General features: G+C 70.2%; 10 protein-coding genes and 2 pseudogenes. 4 read left to right on the top strand and 8 right to left on the bottom strand.

The features are described 5' to 3' along the window. Nucleotides 1-50 precede the first annotated feature (50 nt). Entirely contained in the window at nucleotides 51-617 is a 567-nt protein-coding gene (locus MCM47_RS32255; protein WP_238949488.1) for a PadR family transcriptional regulator, read from the bottom strand. Nucleotides 618-790: 173 nt separating this feature from the next. On the opposite strand from MCM47_RS32255, the gene MCM47_RS32250 reads away from it, so the two are divergent. Then, nucleotides 791-1,183, top strand: coding sequence for a nuclear transport factor 2 family protein (locus tag MCM47_RS32250; RefSeq protein WP_238949485.1), 393 nt, complete (start codon nucleotides 791-793; stop codon nucleotides 1,181-1,183). Between the two features lie 55 nt (nucleotides 1,184-1,238). On the opposite strand, the gene MCM47_RS32245 is transcribed toward MCM47_RS32250, so the two are convergent. Then, nucleotides 1,239-1,541: a putative quinol monooxygenase gene (locus MCM47_RS32245; protein WP_238949483.1), complete on the bottom strand. Its 303-nt coding sequence runs from the start codon at nucleotides 1,539-1,541 to the stop codon at nucleotides 1,239-1,241. Nucleotides 1,542-1,713: 172 nt separating this feature from the next. Between MCM47_RS32245 and MCM47_RS32240 the strand changes: the two genes are divergently transcribed. After that, nucleotides 1,714-2,163, top strand: coding sequence for an SRPBCC family protein (locus MCM47_RS32240; RefSeq protein ID WP_238949481.1), 450 nt, complete (start codon nucleotides 1,714-1,716; stop codon nucleotides 2,161-2,163). A 241-nt stretch (nucleotides 2,164-2,404) separates the two neighbouring features. On the opposite strand, the pseudogene MCM47_RS32235 reads toward MCM47_RS32240, so the two are convergent. From MCM47_RS32235 to MCM47_RS32225, 3 genes and pseudogenes are all read right to left on the bottom strand, one after another. Further along, nucleotides 2,405-3,231, bottom strand: a pseudogene (locus tag MCM47_RS32235) (IS5 family transposase). 82 nt (nucleotides 3,232-3,313) lie between these two features. Further along, a complete protein-coding gene (locus tag MCM47_RS32230; RefSeq protein ID WP_238949478.1) occupies nucleotides 3,314-4,144 on the bottom strand; it encodes a hypothetical protein in 831 nt (276 codons plus the stop codon). 802 nt (nucleotides 4,145-4,946) lie between these two features. Beyond that, complete coding sequence (locus MCM47_RS32225; protein ID WP_238949476.1) at nucleotides 4,947-6,515, bottom strand: ISL3 family transposase; 1,569 nt, start codon at nucleotides 6,513-6,515, stop codon at nucleotides 4,947-4,949. Nucleotides 6,516-6,848: 333 nt separating this feature from the next. Between MCM47_RS32225 and MCM47_RS32220 the strand changes: the two genes are divergently transcribed. Further along, nucleotides 6,849-7,514 carry a hypothetical protein gene (locus MCM47_RS32220; protein WP_238949475.1) on the top strand — a complete coding sequence of 222 codons (666 nt, stop codon included), beginning with the start codon at nucleotides 6,849-6,851 and terminating at the stop codon, nucleotides 7,512-7,514. Between the two features lie 1,026 nt (nucleotides 7,515-8,540). Here MCM47_RS32220 and MCM47_RS32215 read toward each other — a convergent pair. From MCM47_RS32215 to MCM47_RS32205, 3 genes are all read right to left on the bottom strand, one after another. Next, nucleotides 8,541-9,722, bottom strand: a complete 1,182-nt coding sequence (locus MCM47_RS32215) for an alpha/beta hydrolase (RefSeq protein WP_238949474.1) — start codon at nucleotides 9,720-9,722, stop codon at nucleotides 8,541-8,543. 1,031 nt (nucleotides 9,723-10,753) lie between these two features. After that, the gene (locus tag MCM47_RS32210) at nucleotides 10,754-10,984 is read right to left on the bottom strand and encodes a hypothetical protein (RefSeq protein ID WP_238949473.1); all 231 of its coding nucleotides are present in this window, start codon (nucleotides 10,982-10,984) and stop codon (nucleotides 10,754-10,756) included. 249 nt (nucleotides 10,985-11,233) lie between these two features. Next, nucleotides 11,234-11,557, bottom strand: coding sequence for a hypothetical protein (locus tag MCM47_RS32205; RefSeq protein WP_238949472.1), 324 nt, complete (start codon nucleotides 11,555-11,557; stop codon nucleotides 11,234-11,236). Nucleotides 11,558-12,678: 1,121 nt separating this feature from the next. Here MCM47_RS32205 and MCM47_RS44175 point away from each other — a divergent pair. Then, nucleotides 12,679-12,753: pseudogene (locus MCM47_RS44175) on the top strand (zinc-ribbon domain-containing protein); the annotation flags it as partial. Nucleotides 12,754-12,834 lie beyond the last annotated feature (81 nt).

Raw genomic sequence — 12,834 nt, 5'->3', positions numbered from 1 at the left:
CGGCGGTGTGCGGACGTCCCGCAGGCGCGGGCGGGTCAGCGGCGGACGGATCAGCGGCGGACGGCCGACCGCCGGTCGAGGACGCGGAGGGCGGTCTCGCCCCAGCGGATGTTCTCCTGCTCGAAGGCCATGCCGCGGAGCAGGGTGAGGTACGGGCCGATGCGCTCGGCCTCGGCGAGGTGCTGCTCCTCCGTGCGGCCGTCCAGCAACCTGGTCCGGAGGCGTTCGTAGCGGGCGAGCTTGGCGCGGGCCCACTCCATCCGCTCGGCGACGGCGGCCCGCACGGCCGCGGCGTCGCCGGCGTCGACGCTCCGCACCTTCACCATGAGCTCGTCGCGGATGGTGCTCGGCCGGCTCGGGAGCTCGGCGGTGTAGGCGTGGACCGCGGCGAGGCCGGCGTCGGTGAGGGAGAAGAGGCGCTTGTTGGGGCGCCGCTCCTGCTCGACCACGCGGGCCGCGACCAGCCCCTCGGCCTCCATGCGCTCCAGCTCGCGGTAGAGCTGTTGGGGGGTGGCCATCCAGAAGTTGGCCACCGAAGCGTCGAAGCCCTTGGCGAGGTCGTACCCGGAGGCCTCGCCGTCCAGGAGGGCGGCCATCAACGCGTTCCGCAGAGCCATGGCGTCAACGTAGCACCCGGGTGATTGGTCAACAAGGCGACTAATCGCAGAGTGCGCCGGGCGCCCGGGTGTGGGGGCATCGGCCGGCTCGGGCTGGTCTGGACAGGTGGCTGCGCCGGTCCCATACTCACAGAAACACCTAGTCGCATTGTTGAGTAGTGGGGAGTTCTCCGATGCACCCGTTCCGCCAGGCCGTCGAGGACCGCGACGAGAAGGCCATCGAGGCCCTGCTCGCCGACGAAGTGGTGTTCACCAGTCCGGTGGCGTTCAAGCCGTACCCGGGCAAGGCCATCACCGCGGCGATCCTGCGCGGTGTGCTGCGCGTCCTGGAGGACTTCACCTACGTCCGCGAGATCGCCAGCCCGGACGGCCGCGACCACGCCTTCGTCTTCACCGCGACCGTCGCGGGCAAGGAGATCCAGGGCTGCGACTTCCTGCACTTCGACGAGGAAGGGCTGATCGACGACTTCACCGTCATGGTCCGGCCGCTGTCCGCGGCACAGGCGCTCTCCGAGGCAATGGGCGCCCAGTTCGACCGGATCGCCCGCGAGGCCGCCGGGCAGTGAGCCCCCGCGCCCGGCCGGGCGCGGGGGCTCACTGCCCGGCGGCCCCCGGCCGCAGTCAGGCCACGGGTTCGGCGACGAGCCGGACGACCTCGGCCGGCCCGGCGCGGAACGCCGGGCTTGCCGCGTCCGCCTCGACCATGTGCGGGGTGACGTCGTGCGCGGCGAGGGCGGCCTCCGACTCCCACCGCTCGATCAGGACGAAGCGGTCGGGCTCGCCACTGACCCGGTGCAGGTCGTACTGCAGGCACCCCGGTTCGGCCCGCACGAGCGGCGCGAGCCGCTCGAACGCGGCGGCCTGCTCCGACCCGCGGCCGGGGAGCGTGGTGATCAGGACGACAAGCTGGACCGGCTGCGACATGCGCCGCAGCCTACCGACGACCGCCCCGCACGCCGACCGGTTTTCGGGCGGACTCCCGGTGTGACGTACATCGCGCGGGCGGCGGCGTCACGTTCTCGGCCGCTGCGCCGTCCACCTGGTCCGCGCGGCCGACGGGCCGCGGCAGAGCCGACCAGCAGGAGAGGCAGCGACGATGGAGACCTTGACCGTCCGACGGGTCATCGCAGCGCCGATCGTGGACGTGTTCGACTGGTGCGCCACGACCAGCAACTACACCCGTTCCCCGCTCGTCCTCAGGGCGCGACTCGCCCGGCAAGGGGCCGGTGCGCCGTACGGGGTGGGTGCCGTGCGGCTGCACACCTGGGCGATCGGGTGGTTCCGCGAGCGGGTCACCGCTTACAACCCCCCGTACGACTTCGACTACACCGTCGAGCGCTGCTTCCCGCCGGCCCGGCACGAGCTCGGCCGGATGACCTTCGCCGAGGTCGCGGGCGGGACCGAAGTCGTCTGGACGACCGCCTTCCGGGCGCGTGTCCCGTTCGGGGCGGCGGTCACCCGCCTCGCCAGGCCCGTCATCGCCCACGTCTTCGCCAGGATCCTCGACGCTGCGGAGGCGGCGCTCACGGAGGACCGGCGGCCGTGACCGCGCGGCTGGAGGTGCGCGGGGCGGGGCCGGAGTACAAGCTCCAACCCGGCAGCCCGCGGGTGCGGGGGGAGATCACGTCGGAGGCCTTCGCCTCGGCCATCGCCGGCTGACCTCCGCGGGCGCGGGGAGGACGGAGATGGCCGCTCAGATCCTCAGCGTGTTCGCGGCTGACCCCGGGGGCGCGGGGAGGACCGCCCTCCGCGCTGCAAGGGGGAGGAGGCTTCAACGGGCTGGTTCCTTACAGCTGATCGTCGTTTGAGAATGAGGTTCGGAGTTTCCGCAGGCAGATGATGCTGCAGGCGAGTTGGAGCAGGCCGAGGTGGAGGTCGGCGCGTATCTCGTAGTGGATCCGCAGGCGCTTGAACTGGTGCAGCCACGCGAAGGTCCGCTCGACCACCCAACGCGTCTTGCCGAGCCCGGAGCCGTGGGCGATGCCACGGCGGGCAATCAAGGGCTTGATGCCGCGCTTCCGCAACGAGCGGCGGTACTCGTCGTAGTCGTAGCCGCGGTCGGCGAACAGCCGGCGCCGCCGGCGGCGAGGCCTGCCGCGCAGGCCCCGGATCGGCGGGATCGCGTCCAGCAGCGGCAGGAGCTGGGTGACGTCGTGGCGGTTGCCGCCGGTCAGGGTGAGGGCGAGCGGGGTGCCGTGCCGGTCGCCGATCAGGTGGTGCTTGCTGCCCGATCGGCCCCGGTCGACCGGCGAAGGTCCGGTGTGAGCCCCCCTTTGAGCGCACTGACGTGCGAGCCGTCGATCGCGGCGTCGTCCATCTCCAACAGCCCTGCCTTCCGGAGCTCGGCGAGAAGAACCTCGTGCAAGCGCGGCCACACTCCGGCCTCGGTCCAGTCCCGCAGCCGCCGCCAGGCGGTGATCCCGCTGCAGCCGACCCGCTCCGCAGGCACGTCCCGCCAGCTCACGCTCTTGCACAGCACGTACACGATGCCGGGCAGCGCGGCACGGTCGTCCGCGGCCAGCCGGCCGGGTTAGCGGTGGCGCCGCGGCGGACGAGGCGGCAGCAGCAGCGCCACCCGCTCCCACAGGTCATCGGGCACGAGATCATCCGGCACATGCAGCACTCTGCCGCCCGGAGGCCTCAACTGCCAGGCCCCTGAACCGATCTCATTCTGAAACGATCAGTAAGGAGGTGCCTCAGCCCTCGCTGTCCCCACTGCTAATGCCCTTCGCGTCACTGACGAGCCAGTCACTGCCCTGGCGGGTCAGGTGGACGACGATGTGATCCTTCTTCACGCCGCTGCGATTCTTCGTGTTGACGACCGTCACCCGAGCGGTGTTGTCGCTGGGTAGCTCCGACGATTCGGCCTTCCACCCCTCGGCGGCGGCGATCTCGTCGTCCGAGGGCGGATCGCTCGCCACCGCCGCCTTCGCCCTCCTTGTCTCCTCGTCGGTACGGCAGCCGCTGATATGGCTGTCGCGGCCGGTGGTGAGCCCGCACATGGTCTCGATGTCCCCGACGTATCCGGCCCGGGCCCAGTCGACGGCCACCTTCTCCGCCTTCTTCCGGGGTGACTCATTCGGGCTGTCCTGGGTCACCAGGAGCGTCGTGCCGCCGCTGACCACCACCACGGCGACGAGCGCCGCGATCCACAGGGTGCCGTTCTTCTTCGTGACCCGGGTGAGGTTGTGCTGGTCGCGGCCGACCGCCACGCCCCGACCGGAGGCGGTGACGGGCGAGTCGACCTGGACGAGGCTGTCCTGGCCGGAGGCCACCACGTGCACGTTCCGGTCCACCGCCTGAACCGCCTCGCCCAGGGCCGCCGCGAAGGCGGGGTCCTCGATGAGAACGTCCCTCAGCGCGGCCGCAAGCTCCGACCGCCGCTGCACGTCCGCGGGAGCGGCCTGTAGCGCCGGAACCGCCTGGGCCGTGGCCGAGTTGATCCCGAGCCTCCCCATCACCAACTGCGCGACCGCGCTCCCGACGACCGAACTGGCCTGGTTTGCGGCACCGGTGGCCGAGGCCACCAGGAAGTCCCCCGTGACGGCCGCCGACCTCTCCGCCAACTGAACAAGATCCACTGCATCCCCCTCGAGTGGTGTCAGCGCGAGTATCCGAGTCGTCAACTCCCTGCGCAAGTAGGCGGATCAACGCTGAACGGGTGTCGACTGCCTGGGCTGCTCCGTCAGACTGCGGCGATCACCGTAGACCCAGGTTTTGACGCGATAGTCGTGACGTTGGACCGGACTCTCCCCAGGCCCTACGCCGTCACGCCTGCGGGTACCCGGCATGAGTAGGGTCGATCCAGGCTGTTGCTGGTACTGCGGACTCCCCTCCGCGAGCGTGCCCGAGCAGGTCGTCCGGGACGAGCGGTTCTACTGGCGTGACAGCCGGGTTTGCTCCGAGTGGCCGGACAAGGACTCTGACTGGGCGTTTCGCCCCTGACCTCCGAAGTCAGGGACGAAACGCCCAGTAAGGCGCATCTTCTCTGCACCGGGTGCGCCTCAGCGCTTCGCGGGGTCCTGCAGGGCGAGAGCGCAGGGAGCAGCCCACAGGGGGACAACCCGTACGGGGGCAGTGCTGCTGCGGGAATCAGGGGTACCCCCGGGACCGGTCGCCGCCGGTCGGATCGTCCACGGGCGGGTGCTGATGGTGTGAGCGGAGGTCATGTCGGCAACCTATCGGCCGGGACCGACAAGATCTGAGCCGCCGACCCCGCCTGCGCGGGGAGAACTGCTCCACCTCGCTGACACCCGGGCGTGCCCACTTGTGAGCGGACAGTTCGAGATGGCTCTGGCGCGAATTCCGTGAAAGCCGCCGTGGTGATCTTCAGGTTGCGAGGAGTACGCGCTTGCGGAGGAGGTCGAGCTTGGCGCGTCCGAACATCTGCCTTTTGAGCATCTTGATGCGGTTGACGTGGCCTTCGACCGGGCCGGAGTTCCAGCGGAGCGTGAGGCCTGCCATGACCGCCTCCCAGTCCTTGCGCAGGCCCGAGGCGAATCCGCGTAGTTCAGGCAGGCGGCTGGCTTCGGCGTCCGCGGTCCACTGTTCGAGCTCCTCCTGTCCACGGCGGTTGACGAGCATTGAGGCGAACCGCGAGACGAGGTCACAGGCCTCGTCCGACTCCCGGCAGCGGCCAATGAGTTCCTTCAGCAGAACGCGGTCGCCCTCGGGCCGGTTGTCGGGGTGGGTGAGGACCAGCCTCGTCACGTCACGGACCTTGAGGACCGGCGGGCGGGTGGCGGGCTTGGCGTTGTCGCGTAACCGGTGCACGAACCGGCGCACCGTCCGCTCGCTGACGGTCAGGCCGCGTTCGGCGAGCTCCCGGTGGAGCCGAAGCGCGCTGTGGCAGCCCTCGTTGAACCGGGCGACCAGGTAGGCGGCGTGACCGTCCAGGCTGCTCTGCCTACCGGTCCGGCGGTCGCCGATCAGCTCCTCCGCCGTGGCGGCGCGCATGAACCTCCGCACCGTCTTCGGGTCCAGGCCCAGCTCAGCCACGACCTGGCTGTGCCCCATACCCTTGTCCATCAGGGCGTGAACGGCAGCGTGACGCTCGCGGGTGCGACGTACCCGTCGCCCTTCCGGCGCCTCGGACGGCACCACCTTCTCCTTCTCGGGCACGGGCGGCGCCCACCGAGGACGCAGGCGGGCGACCAACCGCTCGACCGCATCGCCGAGGTTCGCCCAGAGGTGATACCTGTCGGCGACCTGCGTAGCGGTGCCGGCGCCGCGGTCCGCGCCCTCGGCGTAGTAACGGGCGCGGTCGCGGCAGATCACCTCGACGCCGGGGTGCTCGGTGAGCCAGGCGGCCAGGGCGTCGGCGGACCGCTCGGGCAGGACCTCGACGGGGCGCCGTCGCTCGATGTCGATCAGGACAGTGCCGTAGTGGTGGCCCTTGCGCAGGGCGAAGTCGTCGACGCCGAGCACGCGCACCGGCTCGGTGGCCGGGTCCGGCAGTGCGCGGAGCAGGCGTATCAGGGCATCCCGGCCGACGCCGACCGCCAGGTGCTCGGCCAGCCGGGCACCGGCCCGGCCGCCCAGCGCGAGGGCGACGGCCTCACGGACCTTCCGCAGTGGCACGATGCACCGGCCGTACCGAAACGTCAGGCCTGGGATCTGCTCGGCGAAGGTCCGCTTCCCGCACTCCGCGTTGTGGCAGAAGAATCGGCGGACCCGCAGGTGCAGCACCAGCTCCTGCCCGCAGACCGCGGTGTCGCCGATCCGCCGCTCGTAACCGCTATGGACCCGCTCGGACCAGGCCCCGCAGCCCGGGCAGCTTGCGCCGGCTGTCCGGCCCCGGGCGTGAACACGGACCCACCGGCCAGCCGATCCGACGAACTCGATGTGCAACAGCGCGAACTGAGGGAACAGGACGGCCAGAAGATCAGCAACAGACACCCGTCATGATCGCCAACCGGCAACATCCCCGGGTGGCTTTCACGGAACTTGCGCCCCGGCCGTTTACAGGATTCGCCTCACAGGACGGGCCGCGCCCTGTGCGGGCTGGGCGGTGGTCCGGGATGGCGGGGTGCGAGAATTCGTGCAGGTCACCGCTCATATGCCGGGTTCCGAGCGGTTCCGGCCGAGGTCGACGGTGAGCGGACGGAAGGGCAGAAGAGCGTGGGAACGTACGGAACCGGGCTGTACTCGGACGACACCGCGTGCGATGCCCGTGATGCGTACCGTGAGGCTCTGGAAGCGGGGGTGGATACGGAGGAAGCCCGGACACAGGTGCTGAATGCCTTCGCCGAGGAACTCTCCGCCCCGGACGAGTACGTCGTGGTACAGCTGGCACTGGCGGACACCCAGTTCAGGCTCGGTCGGCTGAGCGAGCCCGCCCGGCAGGAAGCCCTCGCCGTGCTGGACGCCGGCGGCGACCTGGAACGCTGGCAGGAAGCCGGTGCCGCGGAGGTACGCCGACGTGCTGCTGTCCTGCAACGGCTCCGAGCCCGCCTGGAGAGCCCACAACCCGAACCACGCCCGGTCCGTGTCCGTCGCCCGAAGCCATCACGGGCCGTCCCCGGCCGGGTGTACGCGTACCAGGCGAGGAGCGGGCAACCGTACCTGATCCGGGTGGTCGGCATCGCGGCCGTAGGCTGCTCGACGGGCCCGGTCGTCCGGTTCCTCGACCATCCCGGGCCCGGCCTGCCGGACGCGGCCCACCTGGCGGAGATTCCCGAGCGGCGCTACCACCCGCGCTGGAAGCGGACCGAGGTGATCATCGCGGACGACGGCACAGCCGCACGCGAGCACGCCGGGCTCATCCTCGTCGGCGAGCACCCCCACACGCCACCACCCCCGTCCCCCAACGGCCGGACTATCTCCACCTGGACGCAACTCTGCGCCTACGTGGAGACCCGCGACAACCTGACCCCCACCGGCAACGACTCGGTGTAGCTCGCCGAGTCAACGAGCTGCGCTTCCTTCCTGGGCGGCTGGAGGCAGGCAGGCCCTGTCGTCAACCGGCAACACCTGTAGGCGGGTGTAGGCGGTTTTCACGGAATCCGCGCCAGAGCCTTCGAGATCCGTTCTGACGGACAGTTCAGCTCCCTTTGTATGGACAGCTGATCTCCATGACTACTGGGCCGTTCGTGTCGGTTCCAAACAGGTGACCCCTCCGGCGGTTGCTCGGTGCTGCTGACAACGAGCTCCCCGGCCGGAGGGGTCGTGAAGGAGTCTTACAGGGTGATCATGGAAATCTTCGAGGCGCTCGACGCCACTGGATGCGCGCATTCGGCAGCGCGATTGGTAGGTGTGGATCCCAAGACAGTGCGGCGATACGCGCGCAGGAGGGACGCTGGTCAACCCGTTGACCAGCCGATCCGGCGACCACGCCCGCCCCGCACGGGCCCGCGCCTCCTGCGTTCGCCACGCTCTCAACTCCTCTGTAAGTTGTGCGAGTTCAGCTCTCCTTTCGAGCCTTGGCGGCGGCGGTCCGCTCCCGGCGCCGCTGGACCTCGGCCACCAGCCGGGCCAGGTCCTGCTCTGCGACCCGCCGGCACGCGGCGTCCGCCGCCCGCAGCGCACCGGCCCCAGCGTCCAGCGCTGGTCCTCCCAGCCATGCACGAGCGGACCTCGGTCCAACTCGCATGCCAACCTGGCAATCTGTCTCTCACTGAGCCTCGGACGACCGGGTGAACCTTTGGACAGGACCCCGACCTCGCCTCGCTCACGCCACTGCTGTCGCCATCGCTCCACCGACCGCTCGCTCACCGCAGCGCGGCGGCGATGTCCCGGTTCTTCTCCCCGCCGTCGAAGCGTTCCACGGCTTCCAGCCGGATCCGCTCCCGCGCGGCCCTCTCAGCGTCGGTCAACCCGCCGCCCTGCGCGTATCTCACAGCTCAGGGCTACCGGAGCCGCCCAGCAGCTGTCAGGCAAACGGCTCCGACATCCCGCTTTCAGGTTCAGTAGCGCCTAGCTAGGCTAGTGCTGGAAGAGTACTTCCGGATTGTTCGGCGAGGGGCCGTCCAGGAGCGGACTGTGGATCCCCTTCAGCGTCTGGTCGAAGAACGCTGTCACGTACTCACGCGTGATCACGATTCCACGTTCGGGGTCGAGGGGCGGCGTCGGGAACCCGGCCTGCACCCGAAGCAGGTCCCCGTCGGAGAAGCTGAAGTGGTCGGCGTCGGCGACCGTCAGCCACTTCTTGTAGCCGCCGAGGGCAGCCCAGGGCTGATCCCAATCGGTGTTGGCGGCCGTACCCAGCATGAGGAACGGTCGGTTGATCTGGCCGGGCATCGGGACCGGGTGGAAGGTGCCGTCCATGTTCACCCCGGCCCGTACCCGCGGGTCGGCGATCATCGTGTCGGCGGCCGCCGCTCCGCCGAGGGAGTGTCCGGCCATGCCGATCTCGTGCTTGTCGATGAGGTGTGCCAGGCGCCACGCGCTATTGCCGTGCGTCAACTGGTCGATCACGAAGGACACGTCCCGCGCGCGGCTGACGGCTTCGGCGTCGACGTCGAGCGTTTCCGGGTGATCGCAGATCGCGCACGGCGGCGTCTGGCCGTTCGCCAGCGTCTCACCGCTGTCCTCGTAGGTGTGGCCGACTAGCGCGACGACGTAGCCGTGACTGGCCAGGTCGGTCGCGAGCGAGGTGAGCATCATGCGCGGGTTCTCGGACGCGGGTGAGAGGACCACCAGCGGATGCTTGCCGCGCTGCGGCCGGGCGCCGTCGAAGGCGTGAGTGGTGACGCTGGAAAGGCTCTCCGGGGTGACGCCGGAGCTCGCCGGCATGTGCTGGCGCTGGAGGACTCCGGCTGCCTCGCCGAGGGTCATGTAAGGGGCCGGAGTCCCGGTACCGGGGACGGCCGGGTAGACCATCGTGACGGTCAGTTGGCGGGGGCCGGATGACGGCACCCACGGGTCGGGACGGCTGGCGTCGGTGAGGTGGATGACGTCCTCGCCGGCGGCGTAAGGACCGGTCGGCGCGGGGAGCGCGCCCCGGAAGGCCCGCGGGGGCGCGGCGGCAGCCGTGGCGGCGGTCGCGTGCACGGCGGACGGCGAAGTCGTGGCGGCGAGCCCGGTGCCGCTCGCGGCCACTGAGGCGGCGAGACCCAGGATCGCGACAGCACTGATACGGCGCTTGCGGTTCGAGGTGGTGTTCACGGGCACGATCCTGCCCGGCCCCGCCCTGACGCTCGATCATGCTGACTTCCGTCTTGACGGTGGTACTGGTTGCACCCTGGGATCTCCGGCGGCGCGAGGTTCCCTTCGCCGGCATCGTCGAGCGCCACCTTCGTCTTGGCCTACGACGAACACGACGCCAAGCCCTACCGCTGGACCTACGACGGCAGCCCGTTCGAAGCCGCAGGCCCCTGGAAGGATCAACGCGGCGTTGCACTGGTCCTGCGAGACGTGATGCTCGCGGGACACGGGCCTGCCGGAACAAGGCACGCAGACGACTACCCGTTCTGAACCTGCCGCCCACCAGCCCGCGCCGCCGGGGCCGGGAGCTCGTCCGGTCCGTGGTCCCGCACCGCCGGCAGCGCCCTGGCCCGGTGGCGAGAGCGTAGCGACGCACCACCCTGGAGACCCCCTATGACACACGACCCGAGCGACGACAGCGCCGCCGAACTCGACTACAGCGGCACCGGAATCGACCTCGCCGATTCCCTTCTACGCCCTTCCCTGGCCTGGGCTCCGCAGCACGACCGCGATGACCCTCAGCAGAGCGCCGCCGACTACCGCACGCTCCTGCGCCTGGACCAACTGCTGTGGCCTCCGCCCCGCCAGGGCGGTGCCGGCCGCCGCGACCTCCCGGCCAACGCCGGCGCGAGCCAGACCAACCCCAGACACACCAAGGACTCCGACCATGGATTCCACCACCCGCACCGCCGTCGTCCCGGAGCAGCACGGGGACGACGTGCACACGATGTTCGGCCTCTCCTACGCCCAGCACCTCGTCCTGAACCGCTCACTCCTCCAGTCGATGCCGCCGACCTGGCAGGCAGCCTCCGTCCCGCTGATGCACCAGTTCAACGAGGCCTTCGTCGGCGTGCCGAAGACCCAGGCGTACAAGGTCACCGCGGCCACCGAGCACATCGTCGGCACCCTCGGCTGCGCGGGCTCAGGTAAGTCCACCCTGGCCAGCGCCTTCGACGACGACGTACTCAGTGCTGACGCACTGAGGGGCCCATTCACCGGCAACCGGGCCGACCAGAGCGTGCCTGCCAGAAGGCGAGCTGGTGCCGGGTGTCGAGGGTGTCGGGGTGGTTGGGGCCCAGCATGCGTAGCAGGTTCTGCAGCCGTTCCACGTTCGCGGCCGCGGCTCCGGCCGCATCCTCCGCATCGAGCAGCCAGTAGACGAGGTCGCTCCAGGCGGTGAGGGTGGCGGGGGTGGTCGGGGCCGAGGACCCGTCGCCGGTCATGCAGCAGTTCGGCCGTCGCGGCCGCAGCGCCGGCCGGATCCCCCGCCTTACCTCGCCACCGGGCGAGGCCGCTTCGGGCGGTGAGGGTGTCGGGTGGTCGGGACCCTGCACCCGCAGCCGCTCCCGCAGGAGCTCGGCAAACGCCGCCGTGGCCCCCGCCGCATCTCCCGCCATCCCCCGCCAAAAGGCGAGGTGGCTCCTGGTAATGAGGGTCTCGGGGTGGTCGGGACCCTGCACCTGTAGCCGGTCCTACAGGAGTGCGGCGAACGCGGCCGTGGCCCCCGCAGCATCCCCCGCCAGCGCCTGCCAGGAGGCAAGGTCGTGCCGGGCGAGAAGGGTGTCGGGGTGGTCGGAGCCGAGGTGGTGGCGGGTTGTCTCGGTGAGGTGGTGCAAGTGGTCGCGCGCGGCGGTGGCCTGTCCGGCCTCACCAAGGCTGAATCCCGCGCGGTACAGCACTGGGTGTGCGTGCGGCTGGTGCAGGGCTTCCTCCGCGACGCCGGTGAGGGCTTCGGTGTTGGCCCGCAGCACTTGGCCGAGTGCGGTGTCGGTCTCGATGGCGGGCCGGGTTGTCACGAGCGCAACGGCTGCGGGCCGGGCCCACCGGGACGCTGGTGGAGGGCACCTGCCTGGTCGAGCTCCAGGTGCTGCTACTGAGCGTGACAGTCACCACCGGCGTCGCCGCCGGCCCAGGCGGTGTCACGGCCGACCCCGATGTGGACCCGGCGGCCGCTGATCGACGGCATACGGCACGGTGGCGGACCCGCGCTCTCACGTCCCGCTTCCCTCTGTCCCGGTCTTCCGCACGCCATAGCGGATCCACCGCCGATTGACAACACAGGCCACGACCGGACCGCCGAGCATGGACAGCATCCAAAGTCCTACGCTGGCCGGCGAGTATATGTAGTACTGCCACCGGTTTGGCAGTGCCACCGGCAGGAGGAACAGTGCAAGAAGCGTCAGCCAGGTCGCTATCCAAGTGATCACCACGCGCGCCGCAAAGTACATGCTTCCCCTATGCCGAGCTCTTGATACTTGGGCGGCAGCGGAGCACACCAAGCCCCCGCTACTTGAACGCGTTCAATATAGCGCTGCGCTGCCGCAGGCAATACAACGGAGCCTGTGCTGGTCATAGCCACTCAGCGTGGGGTGGGCATCCCCGCCAGCGGGTTTACGGTTGGTCAGGGCCCGCGATCGAGCTGCCCATTGCGCAGACATCGAACCCCAGCGTCAGCGGCTCCTCGCATGGAGCTCATCGTCGGAGGAGCCGCCATCACCATCCAGGTCCTCTCCCGTACGACCGGCCCCGGCCGCGGGACAACGCATTGCACGGTCGACGCCCCCCGGGCCTCGTTTGCATTGGTCCAGGTCAGGCGCCTCTCGTACTGTCAGTGTGTCGACCTACGGTTCGTGATCATGACCCGACGCACGCGCTTCACCGTCAATGAGCACCCCGAGCTCGCCGCACAGTGGCACCCCACGCTGGACGGCGATCTCGACAAGGCCACGGTCGGCCCGGCTCACATTGTCGGGTGTTCTGGCAGTGGCCGGCCACGTCTGCCGGGCCGCCGTGCACAGCCGGGTGGCTGGCACCGGCTGCCCCCGCTGTGCGGGCTACGTGGCGCCGGGGAAGGTCACCTTGACAGAACACATGCCAGGGCTGGCCGCTCAGTGGGCATCCTCGCAACACTTTCACCCCCGACAGCGTGGGCTCCGGCTCCCACCGGAAGGCGTGGTGGAGCTGCCCTCAGGGCCGCGACTTCCAGGCCTGAATAGCCAATGTGTTCGGACGCCGGATGTCAGCGCTGCGGTCTGGACGGCACCGAGGCCCGCCCGCTGAGCGAACTGGCCGA

It is taken from the genome of Kitasatospora sp. A2-31 (genome assembly GCF_022288725.1).
In the GTDB taxonomy this organism is placed as follows: domain Bacteria; phylum Actinomycetota; class Actinomycetes; order Streptomycetales; family Streptomycetaceae; genus Kitasatospora.
The sequence above is the reverse complement of the archived record's forward strand: the minus strand, read 5'-3'. Positions and strand labels throughout refer to the sequence as shown.